Source organism: Lutibacter holmesii (assembly GCF_042679665.1).
Lineage (GTDB): Bacteria > Bacteroidota > Bacteroidia > Flavobacteriales > Flavobacteriaceae > Lutibacter > Lutibacter holmesii.
Genome location: NZ_JBHTMV010000004.1, coordinates 308,767 through 327,476, shown reverse-complemented (window position 1 = coordinate 327,476; position 18,710 = coordinate 308,767). Strand labels below are relative to the sequence as shown.

General features: G+C 30.8%; 18 protein-coding genes. 13 read left to right on the top strand and 5 right to left on the bottom strand.

The window, feature by feature from the left end; translation table 11 throughout:
- Window positions 1-63 precede the first annotated feature (63 nt).
- From priA to ACFQ5N_RS09755, 6 genes are all read left to right on the top strand, one after another.
- The gene (gene priA, locus ACFQ5N_RS09780; RefSeq protein ID WP_386809314.1) at window positions 64-2,508 is read left to right on the top strand and encodes a replication restart helicase PriA; all 2,445 of its coding nucleotides are present in this window, start codon (window positions 64-66) and stop codon (window positions 2,506-2,508) included.
- Window positions 2,509-2,690: 182 nt separating this feature from the next.
- A complete protein-coding gene (gene rpsF / locus ACFQ5N_RS09775; protein WP_386809313.1) occupies window positions 2,691-3,032 on the top strand; it encodes a 30S ribosomal protein S6 in 342 nt (113 codons plus the stop codon).
- Between the two features lie 5 nt (window positions 3,033-3,037).
- Window positions 3,038-3,331 (top strand): 30S ribosomal protein S18, encoded by a 294-nt coding sequence (gene rpsR, locus ACFQ5N_RS09770; RefSeq protein ID WP_386809312.1) that lies wholly within the window; start codon window positions 3,038-3,040, stop codon window positions 3,329-3,331.
- 14 nt (window positions 3,332-3,345) lie between these two features.
- Window positions 3,346-3,798 carry a 50S ribosomal protein L9 gene (rplI, locus tag ACFQ5N_RS09765; protein WP_386809311.1) on the top strand — a complete coding sequence of 151 codons (453 nt, stop codon included), beginning with the start codon at window positions 3,346-3,348 and terminating at the stop codon, window positions 3,796-3,798.
- Between the two features lie 147 nt (window positions 3,799-3,945).
- Window positions 3,946-7,077 carry a TonB-dependent receptor gene (locus ACFQ5N_RS09760; RefSeq protein WP_386809310.1) on the top strand — a complete coding sequence of 1,044 codons (3,132 nt, stop codon included), beginning with the start codon at window positions 3,946-3,948 and terminating at the stop codon, window positions 7,075-7,077.
- A 58-nt stretch (window positions 7,078-7,135) separates the two neighbouring features.
- A complete protein-coding gene (locus tag ACFQ5N_RS09755) occupies window positions 7,136-7,606 on the top strand; it encodes a DUF6495 family protein (RefSeq protein WP_386809309.1) in 471 nt (156 codons plus the stop codon).
- On the opposite strand, the gene ACFQ5N_RS09750 is transcribed toward ACFQ5N_RS09755, so the two are convergent.
- Window positions 7,578-8,270 (bottom strand): SIR2 family NAD-dependent protein deacylase, encoded by a 693-nt coding sequence (locus ACFQ5N_RS09750; protein WP_386809308.1) that lies wholly within the window; start codon window positions 8,268-8,270, stop codon window positions 7,578-7,580. The two genes, ACFQ5N_RS09755 and ACFQ5N_RS09750, sit on opposite strands and share 29 nt — an antisense overlap.
- 45 nt (window positions 8,271-8,315) lie before the next feature.
- Here ACFQ5N_RS09750 and ACFQ5N_RS09745 point away from each other — a divergent pair, with 45 nt between their 5' ends.
- Window positions 8,316-8,999, top strand: coding sequence for a TrmH family RNA methyltransferase (locus ACFQ5N_RS09745; protein ID WP_386809307.1), 684 nt, complete (start codon window positions 8,316-8,318; stop codon window positions 8,997-8,999).
- On the opposite strand, the gene ACFQ5N_RS09740 is transcribed toward ACFQ5N_RS09745, so the two are convergent.
- From ACFQ5N_RS09740 to porX, 4 genes are all read right to left on the bottom strand, one after another.
- The gene (locus tag ACFQ5N_RS09740) at window positions 8,986-9,360 is read right to left on the bottom strand and encodes a hypothetical protein (protein ID WP_386809306.1); all 375 of its coding nucleotides are present in this window, start codon (window positions 9,358-9,360) and stop codon (window positions 8,986-8,988) included. The genes ACFQ5N_RS09745 and ACFQ5N_RS09740 overlap by 14 nt on opposite strands.
- A 3-nt stretch (window positions 9,361-9,363) precedes the next feature.
- Window positions 9,364-10,566, bottom strand: coding sequence for an alanine dehydrogenase (locus tag ACFQ5N_RS09735; protein ID WP_386809305.1), 1,203 nt, complete (start codon window positions 10,564-10,566; stop codon window positions 9,364-9,366).
- Complete coding sequence (tsaE, locus tag ACFQ5N_RS09730) at window positions 10,559-10,975, bottom strand: tRNA (adenosine(37)-N6)-threonylcarbamoyltransferase complex ATPase subunit type 1 TsaE (RefSeq protein WP_386809304.1); 417 nt, start codon at window positions 10,973-10,975, stop codon at window positions 10,559-10,561. The genes ACFQ5N_RS09735 and tsaE overlap by 8 nt, the downstream gene beginning before the upstream one ends.
- A 117-nt stretch (window positions 10,976-11,092) precedes the next feature.
- The gene (gene porX / locus ACFQ5N_RS09725) at window positions 11,093-12,643 is read right to left on the bottom strand and encodes a T9SS response regulator signal transducer PorX (protein WP_386809303.1); all 1,551 of its coding nucleotides are present in this window, start codon (window positions 12,641-12,643) and stop codon (window positions 11,093-11,095) included.
- Between the two features lie 37 nt (window positions 12,644-12,680).
- Here porX and ACFQ5N_RS09720 point away from each other — a divergent pair, with 37 nt between their 5' ends.
- The 6 genes from ACFQ5N_RS09720 to ACFQ5N_RS09695 are packed head-to-tail and all read left to right on the top strand — an operon-like array spanning window position 12,681 to window position 18,697.
- Entirely contained in the window at window positions 12,681-13,910 is a 1,230-nt protein-coding gene (locus tag ACFQ5N_RS09720; protein ID WP_386809302.1) for an HD domain-containing protein, read from the top strand.
- 34 nt (window positions 13,911-13,944) lie between these two features.
- Complete coding sequence (gene lpxD / locus ACFQ5N_RS09715) at window positions 13,945-14,985, top strand: UDP-3-O-(3-hydroxymyristoyl)glucosamine N-acyltransferase (RefSeq protein WP_386809301.1); 1,041 nt, start codon at window positions 13,945-13,947, stop codon at window positions 14,983-14,985.
- A complete protein-coding gene (locus ACFQ5N_RS09710) occupies window positions 14,978-16,375 on the top strand; it encodes a bifunctional UDP-3-O-[3-hydroxymyristoyl] N-acetylglucosamine deacetylase/3-hydroxyacyl-ACP dehydratase (RefSeq protein ID WP_386809300.1) in 1,398 nt (465 codons plus the stop codon). Before lpxD ends, ACFQ5N_RS09710 begins: the two co-directional genes overlap by 8 nt.
- Window positions 16,375-17,157, top strand: a complete 783-nt coding sequence (gene lpxA / locus ACFQ5N_RS09705; RefSeq protein WP_386809299.1) for an acyl-ACP--UDP-N-acetylglucosamine O-acyltransferase — start codon at window positions 16,375-16,377, stop codon at window positions 17,155-17,157. Before ACFQ5N_RS09710 ends, lpxA begins: the two co-directional genes overlap by 1 nt.
- Window positions 17,158-17,192: 35 nt before the next feature.
- Entirely contained in the window at window positions 17,193-17,759 is a 567-nt protein-coding gene (efp, locus tag ACFQ5N_RS09700) for an elongation factor P (RefSeq protein ID WP_386809298.1), read from the top strand.
- Window positions 17,760-17,770: 11 nt separating this feature from the next.
- Window positions 17,771-18,697, top strand: a complete 927-nt coding sequence (locus tag ACFQ5N_RS09695; protein ID WP_386809297.1) for a UDP-3-O-(3-hydroxymyristoyl)glucosamine N-acyltransferase — start codon at window positions 17,771-17,773, stop codon at window positions 18,695-18,697.
- Window positions 18,698-18,710 lie beyond the last annotated feature (13 nt).

Here is an 18,710-nt window from a genome sequence, read left to right as displayed (position 1 = left end):
CACAGTTTTATCATTTTTTTAATTTGATTTGAATACTTTTACTGTTTGAAAATTCCAAGTATTTTGAGTCATTTTATAAATGTCATATTACCTATTCCTTTACAAAAGGAGTTCACCTATAAAATAACTGCTGCAGAAGCTGATTATTTGCAAAGAGGAATGCGTGTAGCTGTAGAGTTTGGAAAATCAAAAGTGTATACTGCGTTGGTTTATAAAATTCACGAAAATGCACCCGAAGGTTATGAGGCAAAGGACATTCATCAGATTTTAGATGAAAAACCTATTGTAACTGAAACGCAATTGAAACATTGGGAATGGATTGCTTCTTACTATATGTGTTCTTTAGGAGATGTGTTTAGAGCAGCGTTGCCTTCAGCTTTTTTATTAGAAAGCGAAACCGAAATTTTATTAGTTCCAGAATTTTTAGAAGAAGATTCTTTAAGTGATGATGAGTTTTTAATAGTTGAAGCTTTGCAACATCAAGCAAGGTTATCTATTCATCAAATTATGGCCATATTAGGAAAAAAGAATGTATTTCCTACCATAAAAAAAATGTTAGGTAAGAAGGCTATAAGTATAAAAGAACAAATTTACGAGCAGTATAAACCTAAATTAATAAAGTATATTCAATTAGCTGAAGTTTGGAATTCTGATGAAAAACTAACGGAATTATTAACGTTAGTAAATAGAGCTAAAAAACAACGAGAAGCTGTACTTACTTTTTTTCAACTAAAAAGCACTAAAAAACCAATTAAAGTTAGTGATTTACAGGAAGCAGCAAATACTTCGGCAAGTGTACTTAAATCTTTAGTTGATAAAGGTATATTTGAATATTATTTTATTCAAAAAGATAGAGTTGAATTTGCAGGGGAAACTTCTGAGATGAAGGAGTTATCAGAACATCAACAAGTTGCTTATAAAAGTATTAAAGAGTCTTTTGAAACCAAACAAACAGTTTTATTAAAAGGAATAACAAGTAGCGGTAAAACCGAAATTTATGTAAAATTTATAAATGAGGTTTTAGAAAGTGGTAAACAAGTATTGTATTTGTTACCTGAAATTGCATTAACAACACAATTAATAGAACGTTTACAGTATTATTTTGGCGCAAATTTATCGGTTTTTCATTCTAAATATTCAATGAATGAACGGGTTGAAGTATGGAATAATGTTCTAAATAATAAAGGAAAGGCACAATTGATTATTGGTGCACGTTCTTCTTTGTTTTTGCCTTTTTCAAATTTAGGATTAATTATTGTTGATGAGGAACATGAAACTTCATTTAAACAGTTTGACCCAGCACCACGTTACCACGCCAGGGATGCGGCAATTGTACTTTCAAACATTCATAAGGCTAAAACCTTGTTAGGTTCTGCAACACCAAGTATTGAATCTTTTACCAATGCACAACAAGGAAAATACGGGTATGTAGAGTTAAATAGACGCTTTGGAAATGTTTTATTACCTGAAATTGAATTGGTAGATATTAAAGAAAAGTATCGGAAAAAAAGAATGAATGGGCATTTTTCAGATCGTTTGTTAGAAATGATTCAAGATGCTTTGAATGAAAAAGAGCAAGTCATATTATTTCAAAATAGAAGAGGTTTTGCACCTGTGGTTGAGTGTCAAACTTGTGGGGTTTCACCTCAATGCCCGCAATGTGATGTGAGTTTAACATTTCATAGTTATAAAAAAGAATTACGTTGTCATTATTGTGGTTATCGCCAAGCGATGCCTCATAATTGTGGAGCGTGCGGAAGCAATGAATTGAATACAAAAGGCTTTGGTACAGAGCAAATTGAACTAGAATTACAAGAGTTGTTTCCAAATTATAAAATTGGGCGAATGGATTTAGATACTACACGAGGAAAATATGGGTATCAAAAAATAATTGGTCAGTTTCAAGCGCAGGAAATAGATATTTTAGTGGGTACACAAATGCTTTCAAAAGGGTTAGATTTTGCAAATGTGTCTTTAGTAGGGATTTTAAATGCTGATAATATGTTGAATTTCCCTGATTTTAGGGCACATGAGCGTAGTTATCAATTAATGGTACAAGTTTCTGGTAGGGCAGGACGAGCTCAAAAAAGAGGAAAAGTGGCTATTCAAACATTTAATCCATATCATCAAATTTTACAACAAGTTTCAACAAGTAATTATAATGAAATGTACAAGGAACAAATGGAAGAGCGTTGGCAATACCATTATCCGCCATATTACAGATTAATTAAAATAACGTTGCGACATAAAGATTTTAATAGAGTTGAAGAAGGAGCTAATTGGTTTGGAAAATCATTAACAAATATTTTTAAGGATAATGTTTTAGGGCCAACAACACCAGCTATTTCAAAAATTAGGAATTATTATATACGCCATATTATTGTAAAAATTCCTCAAAAGCAGTCATTAGTACACACAAAAAGCAATATTATACGTATTAAAAACGCGTTTCAATCTGTAAATCAATTTAGATCTATACGGTTAAATATTGATGTAGATAATTATTAAAGGCTTTTTATTGTAAAAAAGTATATTTTCGTACTTGTCTTATCTTGTTGTAATACAGTTAGTTGTGTTGTTTTTGAAAGATTGAATTTTAGATAATTAAAAACTTCAAATAATGTATTGGTTTCACTAATAAATAATTGTATATTTGCACGCTTAAAAGTTAACACTTAAAATTAAAATTTATGAATCATTACGAAACTGTTTTCATTTTGAATCCCGTTTTATCTGATACTCAGGTAAAGGAGACAGTAAAGAAGTTCGAGGACTATCTTGTTTCCAAAGGTGCCGAAATGATCGCGAAAGAAGATTGGGGGCTAAAGAAATTAGCTTACACAATTCAAAACAAAAAAAGTGGATTTTACCACTTATTTGAGTACAAAGTAGATGGACAATCAATTACTCCGTTCGAACTTGAATTTAGAAGAGATGATAGCGTTATGCGTTATTTAACTGTATCGTTAGATAAGCATGCAATCGCTTGGGCTGAAAAAAGAAGAGTAAGAAATAACGCATCTAAAAAATAAGAGTTATGTCTATAGAACAACAATCAAAAGGAGGAAAACAGGGTGAGGTTCGTTACCTAACTCCACTAGATATTGACACTAAACAAGTAAAAAAATACTGTCGTTTTAAAAAGAATGGTATCAAGTATATTGATTATAAAGATGCAGATTTCTTATTATATTTAGTAAATGAGCAAGGTAAAATTTTACCTCGTCGTTTAACTGGTACATCATTAAAATTTCAACGTAAAGTTTCTGTTGCTATTAAAAGAGCACGTCACTTAGCTTTAATGCCTTACGTTGGCGATATGTTAAAATAAAACTGAAAGGAATCATGGAAATTATATTAAAACAAGACGTTGAAAACTTAGGTTTTATTGATGATGTTGTAACTGTAAAAAATGGTTACGGACGTAACTTTTTAATACCTCACGGTTATGCAGTATTAGCAACTACTTCAGCAAAAAAAGTATTAGCAGAAACTTTAAAACAAAGAGCTTTTAAAGAAGAAAAGTTAATTAAAGATGCTACTAAAATTGCAGATGCAATTAAAGAATTAGAAATTAAAATCACTGCAAAAACTGGTGATGGTTCTAAATTATTTGGTTCTGTAAACAATGGTAATGTTGCTGAAGCTTTAGCAGCTGCAGGTCAAGAAATTGATAAAAAATTCATTAAAGTTGAAGGTGGAAACATCAAAAGACTTGGTAAATACAATACAACAGTTCGTTTACACAGATCTGTAATTGTTGAATTACCTATTGAAATTATTGGTGAAGCTAAATAGTAATTAGAAATTAGCTTAACATTTTATTAACAATTCATCGTTAATAAAGAAAACTCAAGGCCCACTTTTATAGTGGGTCTTTTTTTATTTTAGCAATTCAAACAATCTATTTAAACAATTTACAATTTAACTTAACTATTTTTTAGTATGAAGAAAAAATTACTTTTTACATTTTTAATTTTAACCATTACAACTGTTTTTTCGCAGGTTACTACCTCAAAGGTTGAAGGTATTGTAATGGATGATTCGGGCGGTGGACTTTTTGGAGCCAACGTGGTAGTAACGCATGAACCTACTGGAACGGTTTCAGGAGCAATGACATTGGAGAGCGGAAGATTTTTTATTCCTAACCTTCGTGTTGGTGGACCTTACAATGTTGTAATCAGCTTTGTTGGTTATAAAACTGTTGAATATACAGATGTATATTTAGACTTAGGAGAAGCTTTTGATTTAAAAGTTCAATTAGTTGGTGAGAGTGAGCAATTGAATGAAGTATTAATTACTGGTAGTAAAAGCACTACATTTAACAGTAATAGAACAGGTGCTGAAACAAGTGTTGGTAGAAAAGAATTAACGAAACTACCTACAATTTCAAGATCAGCTTCAGATTTTACAAGATTAGATCCTTCTGCTTCAGGTGGTTCTTTTGGTGGTAGAAATGATCAATACAATAATTTTACCTTAGATGGTTCAATTTTCAACAATCCTTTCGGATTAGATGCTGCAACTCCTGGTGGGCAAACAGATGCTCAACCAATTTCATTAGATGCTATTGAACAAATAAGTGTTTCAACTGCGCCTTATGATGTTACGCAATCTGGTTTTACAGGTGCTTCTGTAAATGCTGTAACTAAAAGCGGTACAAATAAAGTTACTGGTACAATGTATGGTTATTTTAGAAATCAAGATTTAACTGGTAATAAAATTAAAGGAGAAAAAATATTTGTTCCAAAATTAGAGCAATATCAATTTGGAGTTAGTGTTGGTGCTCCAATTATTAAAAATAAATTATTTGTTTTTGCAAACTTTGAAAAAGATGACCGTACAGATTTAGGTCAATCTTGGTTACCAAATACAGGAACAGGTGCAATTAATGAATCTAGAGTTAGTGAACAAGATTTAATTGATGTACAGTCTGCTTTAAGAAGTATTGGATATGAACCTGGCGAGTACGAAGGTTTTACACATAGTTCATCTAGTGTTAAAGGTATTTTAAAATTAGATTGGAATGTAAACAAAGATCATAGATTATCATTTGTATATAATTTCTTAGATGCATCAAAAGATAAGCCTGCGCACCCTACAGCTTTAGGATTTAGAGGTCCAAACTCTCAAATTTTACAGTTTGAAAATTCAGGATACGAAATAAATAATAAAATTAATTCATTTTTAATTGAATTAAATTCAACATTTTCAGATAAAATAACCAATAAATTTCAAGCAGGTTATACACATTTTGATGATTTTAGATCACCTAAATCTTCTCCAATGCCAGCATTTAGAATTCAAGACGGAGCAGGAGCAAATTATATAGTAGCAGGACACGAGCCATTTTCAATTAATAATAAATTAGATCAAAAAGTATTTCAAATTACAAATAATTTGAATTATAGTTTAGGTGATCATTTATTTACGGTAGGTTTTTCTTTTGAAAAATTTATGTTTGATAATTCATTCAATCTTGGAACTTATGGATATGCCGATGATAGAGGTTATGTTGGTGCTTTCTTTGGTGATTTTGCTGATATGGATGCCTTTAATACAGGTATTTCAAATGGTCTTTTATCAGATGCAATGTCAGCAGCTCAAAATACATTTGACACTAATAATGCAAACGATTCTTGGGCTTTAGCCGAGACAAATGTTGGTCAAGTTGCTTTTTATTTACAAGATGATTGGAAAATTAATCAAAACTTTAAATTATCACTTGGACTTCGTTTAGATAAGCCTTTATATTTTAATTCTTCAGATAAAGCTCAAGAAGTTATTGATGCACCAGGTAATTTTTATGATCCTACAATTCCTTATACTGATCCATCTACTGGTGAAACTGTATATTTTGATTCTACACAAATGCCAACAGGTAAGGTGTTATTTTCACCAAGAGTTGGTTTTAACTGGGATGTAAAAGGTGATAAAACATTACAAGTTAGAGGAGGTTCTGGAATATTTACAGGGCGTTTTCCTTTTGTATGGTTAGGAAATCAAATTGCAAATCCTAATGTATGGTATTACCAAGTTGTTGATCCTGATTTTAAATGGCCACAAGTTTGGAGAACTAGTTTAGGAGCTGATTACAAATTTGATAATGGATTGGTGTTAACAGGAGATCTTTCTTATACTGAAGATATTAATGGAGCAATGGTTCAAAACTGGGGATTATCTACTCCTTCAGCAACGTTAAGAGGTGTTGATAACAGAGCTGTTTATGCGCCAGGTGATAAAGGTAATACTGCTTATGTATTTACAAATACAGATAAGGGTAGAGCATTTAATGGAACTATTAAAGCACAAAAATCATTTGATAACCAGTTGTATTTTAGTGTAGCTTATAACTATTTAAATTCAATGGATGTTAACTCTATTGAAGCTGAAATTACAGGAGATGCCTTTGATGCTAACCCTGTTGTTGGTGATGCTAATGCTGATGTGCTTGGGCATTCAAAATATGGAGATAAGCACCGTTTTATTGCGGTAGCTTCAAAATCTTGGAGATATGGAGATAATGATAAATGGGGAACTTCAATTGCTGGTTTTATAGAGTATGCTCAAGGAGGAAGATTTAATTATACATATGCAGGAGACATTAACAATGATGGTTCTGGTTTAAATGATTTAATTTATATTCCTACTGCGTCAGAATTATCTTCAATGCAATTTTCTGGAACTGCTGATGAGCAATCAAGTCAAAGAGCTGCTTTTGAAAGTTTTATTCAACAAGATAGTTATTTAAGTGATAATAGAGGTGAATATATGGATCGTTACGCTGCAATTTCTCCGTGGAGAAGTAGATGGGATGTGAAAATTATTCAAGACTTAGTTGTTGCTGGAGATAACAAAATTGAATTTAGTATTGATATTTTGAATATTGGAAATATGATTAGCTCAGATTGGGGATTAATACAACAACCAAACGCTGTACAACCTGTAGGTGTTACTGTTGATGCTGCTGGTACGCCAACATATTCATTCAATTCTGATTTAACTGAAACATTTGTTTATGATGCTAGTTTAGCATCAAGATGGCAAGTTCAATTTGGATTGCGTTACTCTTTCTAAATTTAGAATTTATAGTATATTTGAACCGCCCTTTTGGGCGGTTTTTTTATGCGTACTTATGAAATATAGACAACTAACTAAAGAGCAGTTTTTAGAACTGCATAAAGAATTTGCTGAGTTTTTAGCAACGCAACAAATTGATGCAAAAGAATGGGAAACCATTAAAAATGAAAAACCTAAAATGGCTGAAGACGAATTAAATATTTTTAGCGATATTGTTTGGGAAAGCGTATTGAATAAAGCGACATTTATAGAGCATATTTCAGAAAAGCATATCAATCTTTTTAAATGTAATTCAAAAGAAATAATTCGTATTTATATTCAATTAAATAATTCTTCAAGAAGTTTTTTAGAAAAAAATGATTTTGACTGGTTTTTAAAAAATCCGTTGCATGAATCTCTAGAATATTTTAAAGCTGTAAAAAAATACAAGAAAGAACGAAACATGGAAGTGTTTGAGTTAATTGAATTAGGTGGGGAAATTACAAGTGGAAACTTATTTACGCAAACATTTCAATTAATTCAGTAACTACTTTTGGGACACCAATTGATGCTTTTTCAGAAATAATTTTTAAATTTTGGAAACTGTTTTGTGTTATAGATGGTTTTGGATCTATAAAATAAATGGGTGCAGCTGTTTTTGTATAGTTAATTAAATTTGCTGCCGGATATACTTGCATTGAAGTACCAATTATTATTAAAATATCTGCATTACGTGTAATTTCTACGGCTTTATCAAGCATTGGAACTTCTTCGCCAAACCAAACAATATGTGGTCTTAATTGTGAATTTTTAACGCATAAATCTCCAGGGTTTAAATCTTTTGTCCATTTATAAATCAAACGTTCATCTAAAGTACTTCTTACTTTAAGTAATTCTCCATGTAAATGCGTAATATTGGTGCTGCCAGCACGTTCATGCAAATCATCAACATTTTGAGTAACTATATCCACTTGAAAATAATCTTCTAATTGAACCAAGGCTTTGTGTCCATTATTTGGTTGTACATTAAATAGTTGCGCTCTTCTTTTATTGTAAAAATCGAGTACTAAATTGGGGTTGTTGTGCCATCCAATGGGTGAAGCTACTTCCATAATGTCATGACCTTCCCACAATCCGTTAGAATCTCTAAATGTGTTTATACCACTTTCTGCACTTATACCTGCTCCGGTAAGAATTACAATTTTCTTCATAATTCAAAAGTAAAATTTTATATTTGAAAAAAAGAAAGAATTTGAATGGTAGATTATAAATTTATAGAGTATTTAGAAGGTTTTGTTACTGAAAAAAGGAAAAATTTATTTCAAAAAGTGTTAGAAGACAGAACTAGACATTTTACTGTAGCAATTGAAGATATTTTTCAGCCTCATAACTCCAGTGCTATTGTTAGAAGTTGTGATATTTTTGGGATTCAAGATTTGCATGTTATTGAAAGTAAATATGAATTTTATGCTTCAAACCAAGTTGCCAAAGGTGCTCAAAAATGGATTGATTTTTCATTATATAATAAGCAAGATTCAAATAATACTCTTGATTGTATTGCTGATTTAAAAAGTAAAGGATATCAAATAATTGCTACAACACCTCATAATGAGTCGTGTTACCTTGAAGATTTTGATATTTCTAAAAAATCAGCTTTCTTTTTTGGTGTTGAAAAACAAGGACTTTCTGATCAAGTGATGAATAATGCCGATGGTTATTTAAAAATACCAATGGTTGGTTTTACTGAAAGTTTAAATATTTCTGTAGCCGTAGCTATTATACTTCAAAATTTAAATACACGTTTGCGTAAATCAACTGTTAATTGGCAACTAACGGAAGAAGAGAAGAGTGAATTGTATTTAAAATGGTTAATGAAAACCATTAAAAGTATCAAGAAAATTGAAGCACATTATTACGAGAAAATAGCTATTCAACCGTAATTTTTTCAATAATAATTGTTGAATCACAGTTTTTAACAATTACTTCAATATTTTTAAGAGTTGAAGTTCCTTGAATATTGTATTGATACATACAGCTATCAAGTTTAATTTTATTACTTAAATCTACATTTCCATTGGTAAGAATTTTAGAAACCATTGCGGTGTCTAATTGATAGTAATACAAAGAAGAAATGGCATCTTTTGAATAAATACGTTCTTTTGTTCTTAGGTTTTTTAAAACCCTAGAATTTGGACCGTAATTAAAAGTGGTGTTTTTTTTGTTAAAAATAAAAACTACAATAATAATTCCAATTGTTAAACCTCCTAAAAAATAAGGCAAGCGTTGTTTAAATGTCATCATAGTTTATATAAACAATAAATTAATGTCTCGGTATGGTAAATTAAACCAGTCTGCAACCGTTTTGTTAGTTAAAATTCCGTGGTAAAAGTACATTCCTTTTTGTAAACTTTTATCAAATCGAGCTGCATTTTCAAAACCACCTTCTTCAGCAATATTTAATAAGTAAGGAGTGAAAATATTACTTATTGAAACGGAGGCTGTTCTTGAGTATCTTGATGGAATGTTTGGGACACAATAATGAATAACACCGTGTTTTGTATATGTTGGGTTTGCGTGAGTTGTAATTTCTGAAGTTTCAAAACAGCCACCTCTATCAATGCTTACGTCAACAATTACAGCGCCATCTTTCATGTTTTTTATCATATTTTCAGTAGCAACAATAGGTGAACGTGATACACCTCTAATTGCTCCAATTGCAATATCACATCGCATTAAGGCTTTTTGTAATGTTTTTGGCTGAATAGTTGAAGTGTAAATTGGTTGCCCTAAGCGTTGTTGTAAAGAGCGCAATTTTGTTAATGAATTATCAAATACTTTTACACGTGCACCTAAACCAATTGCTGATCGTGCAGCAAATTCACCAACAGTTCCGGCGCCTAAAATCACAACCGATGTAGGTGGTACTCCATTAATGTTTCCCATTAACAATCCGTTTCCACCATTTACAGTACTCATTAATTCGGCAGCAATTAAAATGGAAGCAGTTCCTGCAATTTCACTTAGTGATTTTACCACTGAATAAATACCATGTTCATCTCTAATATAATCAAAAGCAATAGCAGTTATTCGTTTGCTAGCCAATGCTTCAAAATACTTTTTACTTTGAGTTTTTAATTGTAAAGCTGAAAATAATGTGCTTTGCGGATTTATATATTCAATTTCATCTAACGAAGGTGGTTCAACTTTTAAAATAATACTACACCCAAACGCTTCTTTAACATCATATGAAATTTTAGCTCCCGCTTCTGAATATTCATTGTCTGAATAATTGGCACCTTCACCGGCTCCTGTTTCAATCACAAATTTATGACCTTGTGCTGTTAAAGCGGCAACGGCATCAGGTGTTAAACACACTCGTTTTTCTTGGTAATGTGTTTCTTTTGGAATCCCAATGACAAGGTCCCCTTTTTGATTCACAATTTCAAGAGTTTCTTCTTGTGGTATTAGTTCTTTGTGACTAAATGGTGAAGGAATTATTTTACTCATTATTGGTAAGTTGTACAGTTCTTAGTTGATTTTCGTTGGCTGTAATGCTTACAGTAACAGATTTTAAAGGTAGTAAATTTTCTACTTTATTTGGCCATTCAACCAAACACCAATTATTGCTGTAAAAATATTCTTCTACGCCCATATCTAAAGCTTCCTCTTCTTCTTCAATTCTATAAAAATCAAAATGAAATACCTTTTCATTTTTTTGTGTATGATATTCATTTACAAGTGAAAAGGTAGGAGAGCTTACTTGGTCTAAAACACCTAATTCTTTTACAATTTCTTTAATAAGTGTAGTTTTACCAACACCCATATTTCCATAAAATAATAATACTTTATGTTTGGCATGTTTAATAATTTCTTTCGCTATTTCAGAAATTTCAGGTAAAGAGTAATTTTTTTCCATAAGTATCTTAGGCTAAAATTTAAAAGTCAAAGATTAAAAAAGAAAGTGAAAACTTCAACTATTAAAAAAAGTTTTTTTAGAAAAAAGTTTTAAACTTTTATTACATGTAAAACCTTTTTATTTGGCATCAAAAATAGCGCAAGGTATAATCATTTCCTCTAAAGAAATTCCACCGTGTTGATACGTGTTTTTGTAATATTTTACAAAATGATTGTAATTATTTGGGTATGCAAAAAAGTAATCTTCTTTTGCAAAAATAAAAGAGCTACTCATATGTATTGATGGAAGTTTTATGTCTGCCGGATTTTTAACTGCAAATACTTCTTTATCTTCATAGGTTAAACTTCTACCTGTTTTATAACGTAAATTGGAGCTTATATTTTTATCGCCAATAACTTTTGAAGGAGCTTTTGAATTTATTGTACCGTGATCTGTAGTAATAATTAGTTTCATTCCTAATTTTTGAGCCTTTTGAATCATTTCTAATAGAGGTGAGTTTACAAACCAACTATTTGTTAAAGATCTGTACGCTTTGTCATCGCTAGCTAATTCTTTAATTACTTCCATTTCGGTTTTAGAGTGCGACAACATATCTACAAAATTATACACTACCACAGTTAAATCGTTGTCCTTTTCTGCATTAAAATTATCAGCTAATTGTTTTCCTGTTTTAAGGTTTGTAATTTTATGATAACTGTATTTTATGTCTTTTCTTAAACGTTGTAATTGTGCTTCTAAAAAAGCTTCTTCATGCAAATTCTTTCCGCCTTCATCAGTATCATCTTTCCATAAATTAGGATGTTTTTTTGCCATTTCAAGTGGCATTAATCCAGAGAAAATTGAATTTCTAGCGTATTGTGTAGCTGTTGGTAAAATACTAAAGTACGGAACTTCCTCTTGTTTTTTATAGAATTTGTTAATGGTTTTTTCAATAATATTAAACTGGTCGTAACGCAAATTATCTATAACAACTACAAGTGTTCCATTTGATTTTGAAACTTCGGGTAAAATTACTTTTTTGAATAAATTATTAGAAAGAGTAGGTGCATCATCTTCATCATTTACCCAGTTAACATAATTCTTTTTAATAAATTTAAAAAATAATGAATTTGCTTCTTGTTTTTGACTTTCCAATATTTCAACCATTCCGGTGTCATTAATATTTTCTAATTCAAGTTCCCAATACACCAATTTTTTATAAATATCCACCCAGTCTTCATAGGAATTTACCATCGCTAAATCCATGGCAATTTTTCTAAATTCTTGTTGGTAATTTGAGGTGGTTTTTTCTGAAACTAATCTAGAATGATCTAAATTCTTTTTTAAACTTAGTAATATTTGATTAGGATTAACAGGTTTAATTAAATAATCAGCAATTTTATTTCCAATGGCATCTTCCATAATATATTCTTCTTCGCTCTTAGTAATCATTACTATTGGCAAATTTGGAAGCTTACTTTTTATCTCGGTTAAAGTTTCTAAACCACTTAAACCTGGCATATTTTCATCTAAAAAAACAATGTCGTAATTGTGTTCTTCACATAAATCAATAGCATCTGCACCGTTGGTACATTTAGAAACAGCATATCCTTTTTTTTCTAAAAAAATAATATGTGGTTTTAATAAATCTATTTCATCATCAACCCATAAAATGTTTATTTCACTCATATTGTTATCTTTGTTGTACTTTTATAAAAAAATTATTTTGACCGAAAAAAAAACGAACAAACTTAAAATACTAAACGACCCAATTTACGGTTTTATTACTATTCCAAACGCTTTAATTTACGATTTAATTGAACATCCTTATTTTCAGCGCTTAAGAAGAGTTTCTCAAATGGGATTATCGTATTTGGTATATCCAGGAGCACATCATACAAGGTTTCATCATGCCATTGGATGTATGCATTTAATGCAAAAAGCAGTTGGGATTTTAAGATTTAAAGGTGTTGCTATTTCTGAAGAAGAAGCAAACGCCGTTTATATTGCTATTTTATTGCACGATATTGGCCACGGACCTTTTTCACACGCTTTAGAACAAAGTATTGTTACAGGAGTTCATCACGAAAGAATTTCATTAAAATTTATGGAAACGCTGAATGATGAATTTAACGGACAATTATCATTGGCTATTCAAATATTTAAAGGAAATTATCACCGTAACTTTTTATATCAATTAATATCTAGTCAGTTAGATATGGATCGGTTAGATTATTTAAAAAGAGATAGTTTTTATACTGGTGTTGCTGAAGGAAATATTAATTCTGAGCGTTTAATTGTAATGTTAAATGTAAAAGATGATGCGTTGGTTGTTGAAGAAAAAGGAATTTATTCAGTTGAAAAGTTTATTGTTGCTCGTCGTTTAATGTATTGGCAAGTGTATTTGCATAAAACAGGTTTAGTTGCAGAAAAAGTGTTGGTAAAAGTATTGAAGAGAGCAAAGGAACTAGTATCAGAAGGAGTTGAGCTATGTTCAAGTAAGGCTTTTAATTATTTTTTAAAACATCAAATAAACAATGATAATTTTAATTTAGATACATTAGAAACATTTGCCAGGTTAGATGATTATGATGTGTTGTCAGCAATTAAAGAATGGATTTCTCATGAAGATTTGGTGCTTTCAAAATTGTGTGAAAGTTTAATAAATAGAAGATTGCCAAAAGTAATTCTTCAAAACACGCCATTTACAAATACCCAAATTAATGAAGTTTATAATGAAGTTAAAGAAACATTTAACTATTCTACAAAAGAGTTAGAATATTTTGTGTATCACGGTGAAATTAGTAATCAAGCATATGATGCTACTAAAAATAATATTCAAATTTTGTTTAAGAATGGAGATATTAAAGATATTACCAAAGCATCAGACCACCTTAATATAGAGGCTTTATCAAAACCTGTTTATAAGTACTACATGTGTTACCCAAAGAAATAGGTGGAATTGAAGTTTTTTTTTACTTTTGTAGACAATGAAATTTACAGCAAATCAAATAGCAGAAATTTTAGAAGGAGAGGTTGTAGGAGATGAAAATGCCGAAGTACACCAACTTTCTAAAATTGAAGAAGGGGAAAATGGATCATTAACTTTTCTGTCGAACCCAAAATATACTGAATATATATACACTACCAAGGCAAGCATAGCCATTGTAAATAAAGATTTTTCTCCTGAAAAAGAAATAGAAACTACACTTATTAAAGTTCCTGATGCGTACAAAGCATTTTCAAAATTATTGGAGTTTTACAACCAAGTAAAAATGAATAAATCTGGAATTGAAACACCTTCACATATTAGTGAATCGTGTTCAATAGGAGAGAATTTGTATTTAGGAGCATTTGCTTATATAAGTAATAAAGTTACTATTGGAGACAATGTAAAGATTTATCCAAACGTTTATATTGACGAAAATGTGTCTATTGGTGATAACACAGTAATTTTTGCAGGTGCTAAAATTATGTCTGATACAGTTATTGGAAAAAATTGTGTTATTAACGCGGGTGCAGTAATTGGTGCTGATGGATTTGGTTTTGCACCAAATGAAGACGGTGTTTATAGCAAAGTGCCTCAAATTGGAAATGTGATTCTTGAAGATAATGTTGATGTTGGTGCAGCCACAACAATTGATAGAGCAACATTGGGATCAACAATTATTAGAAAAGGAGTAAAACTAGACAATCAAATTCAAGTTGCACACAATGTTGAAATTGGTAAAAATACTGTGATTGCATCGCAAACTGGTATCGCTGGTTCTTCAAAAATTGGAGAAAATTGTATGCTCGGTGGACAAGTAGGAGTTGCCGGTCATTTAGTAATTGGTAATAATGTGCGTATTCAAGCACAGTCAGGAATTGGAAGAAATATTAAAGACAATGAAGTAATTCAAGGGTCTCCAGCATTTGGGTATTCAGATTGGAACAGATCTTATGTGTATTTTAAAAAATTGCCGCAGCTAGCAAGTGAAATTAATGAACTTCAAAAACAACTAAAAGCTTTAACTAATAAAGATGAGTAAAAATCAAAAAACAATTAAAAATGAAGTAACACTTTCGGGTGTTGGTTTACATACAGGAAATAAAGTTAATATGACTTTTAAACCTGCTCCTGTAAACAATGGATATGTGTTTAAAAGAATTGATTTAGAAGGAGAGCCAATAATTGAGGCAAGTGCAGAATACGTTGTAAATACACAACGTGGAACAAATATTGAAAAAAGAGGAGTTGTAATTAATACTTCAGAACATGTATTAGCAGCTGTTGTTGCTTTAGATATAGACAATATTATTATTGAAATTAATGCTCCAGAACCTCCAATTATGGATGGTTCGTCTAAACATTTTATTGAAGCTTTAGAAAAAGCTGAGATTGTTGAGCAAAATGCTATAAGAGAAGAATATATAGTAAAAGAAGTAATCTCTTACAAAGATGAAGAAACTGGTAGCGAAATTATATTAATGCCTTCAGACGAGTATCAAGTAACTACAATGGTTGATTTTGGCACAAAAGTTTTAGGTACTCAAAATGCTACTTTAAATTCATTGTCAGAGTTTAAAACTGAAATTGCTGATGCAAGAACGTTTAGTTTTTTACATGAATTGGAAATGTTGTTAGATCACAATTTAATAAAAGGAGGAGATTTAAACAATGCCATTGTTTATGTAGATAAAGAAATTTCTGAAGCTACAATGAACAAGTTAAAAAGCGCTTTTAATAAAGAAAGTTTAACTGTGAAGCCAAACGGAATTTTAGATAATTTAACTTTACGTTGGGCAAATGAAGCTGCACGTCATAAATTATTAGATGTAATTGGTGATTTAGCATTAGTTGGAACAAGAATTAGAGGAAAAGTTATTGCAAATAAGCCAGGACATATGGTGAACACTGTATTTGCAAAAAAACTACAAAAGATTATTAAATTAGAAAAAAGGAATTACGTTCCTAAGTTTGATTTAAATCAACCACCGTTAATGGATATTCATCAAATTATGAATATTCTTCCGCACAGACCTCCATTTTTGTTGATTGATAGAATTATTGAATTATCAGATACGCACGTGGTTGGAATGAAAAATGTAACAATGAATGAAAACTTTTTTGTTGGACATTTTCCAGGAGCACCAGTAATGCCAGGTGTATTGCAAGTTGAAGCAATGGCGCAATGTGGTGGAGTATTAGTGCTTAGCACCGTTCCAGATCCAGAAAACTACTTAACATATTTCATGAAAATGGATAATGTAAAGTTTAAACAAAAAGTATTACCAGGTGATACTTTAATATTTAAAGCCGAATTAATAACACCTATTAGACGTGGTATTTGCCATATGCAATCATATGGATATGCGAACGGAAAATTAGTTGTTGAAGCAGAATTAATGGCACAAATTGCCAAAAAAACAAAAGAATAATGAATCAACCATTAGCTTACATACATCCAGGTGCAAAGATTGCAACAAATGTAGTTGTTGAACCTTTTACAACTATTCATAACAACGTAAAAATTGGTTCAGGAACTTGGATTGGTTCAAACGTTACCATTATGGAAGGTGCTAGAATTGGAAAGAATTGTAGAATTTTTCCAGGAGCAGTAATTTCTGCAATTCCTCAAGATTTAAAATTTGATGGGGAAGACTCATTGGTAATTATTGGTGATAACACAACCATTAGAGAATGTGTTACTGTGAACAGGGGAACAAAAGCTCTTGGAAAAACGCAAATAGGTGATAATTGTTTAATTATGGCAACTTCACATATTGCTCATGATTGTGTGGTAGGAAATAATTGTATTTTAGCCAATGGATCAGTAATTGCAGGTCATGTAACTGTTGGAGATTTTGCTATTTTAAGCGGATTGGTTGCAGTACATCAATTTATTCATATTGGTCAACATGCGCTAGTTTCAGGAGGTTCGTTGGTAAGAAAAGATGTACCACCTTTTACAAAAGCAGGAAAAGAACCTATTTCTTATATTGGTATTAATTCAATTGGATTAAGAAGAAGAGGATTTGACACTGAGAAAATTAGAGAAATTCAAGATATTTTTAGAATTTTATATCAAAATAATTACAATACTTCACAGGCTTTAGAAAAAATTGAAGCTGAAATGGAGGCAACAAAAGAAAGAGATCAAATAATTCTTTTCATAAAAAACTCACAAAGAGGAATTATGAAAGGATATACAGGTAGTTAAAAATTAACTATTTATAATTAATTTATACAAATTGAATGGCAACAACATCAGATATTAGAAACGGATTATGTATTAAACATAATAATGATATTTTTAAAGTAGTAGAATTTTTACACGTAAAACCAGGAAAAGGACCTGCTTTTGTAAGAACAAAATTAAAAAGTTTATCTACAGGAAAAGTATTAGAAAATACATTTCCGGCAGGAAGAAAAATTGAAGATATTCGTGTTGAAACTCAAAAATTTCAGTATTTATATGCTGAAGGAGATGATTTTCACTTTATGAATAATCAGGATTACAACCAAATAACGTTACAAAAAAGTGTAATAGATGCTCCGGGACTTTTAAAAGAAGGTGAAGTAGTAACTATTATTGTAAATACTGAAGATGATATGCCACTTTCAGTTGATATGCCTTTAAATGTTATCTTAGAAATTACACATACAGAGCCAGGTGTAAAAGGTAATACTGCAACAAATGCAACAAAACCTGCAACTGTTGAAACTGGTGCAACTATAAACGTACCTTTATTTATAAATGAAGGTGATAAAGTTAAAATAGATACGGCAAAAGGTGCTTATTTAGAAAGAGTTAAAGAATAAAACATCAATGAATGAAGTTTCCTAGAGTACATACACTAAAAGAAATTGCAGAATTAATTGACGCAAAAGCAGTAGGGCCTGAGAATTACCCTATTTCTGGATGCAATGAAATTCATGTGGTTGAACCAGGTGATATTGTTTTTGTAGATCATCCAAAATACTATGACAAAGCATTACAATCAAAGGCTTCGGTAGTATTGATAAATAAAAAAGTTAGTTGTCCTCCAGGAAAAGCGTTATTAGTTGTAAAAGATCCATTTACTTGTTTCAACAAATTAACAACACATTTTAAAAGTTTTCAACCTGCATCAAAAAGTATTGCAGACACTGCAGTAATTGGTGAAAACACTATAATTCAGCCTAATGTATTTATTGGAAACAATGTAATTATAGGTAATAATTGTGTAATTCATCCAAATGTAATTATCTATGATAATTGTAAAATTGGAAATAATGTAACAATCCATGCAGGAACTAGTATTGGAGCTGATGCATTTTATTATAAGAAAAGACCTGAAGGTTATGATAAATTATTATCTAGCGGAAGTGTTATAATTGAAGACTTTGTTGATATTGGTGCATTATGTACAATTGATAGAGGTGTTTCAGCAAATACTACAATTAAAAAGGGAACTAAACTTGACAACCAAGTGCAAATTGGACACGATACCATAATTGGTGAAAATTGTTTAATAGCATCATTGGTTGGTGTTGCTGGGTGTTGCATTGTTGAAGATGATGTAATTCTTTGGGGACAAGTAGGTACTAACAGTGGAATTACAATTGAGAAAGGAGCTGTAATACTTGGGCAAAGTGGTGTTACTAAATCTTTAAAAGGCGGAAAAACGTACTTTGGTACACCTGCTGGTGAAGCGCGAAAAAAATTGCAAGAAGTTGCAAAAATGAATCAATTTTTGAGAGATCAAAAAAAGATATAATTTTTTCGGAAAG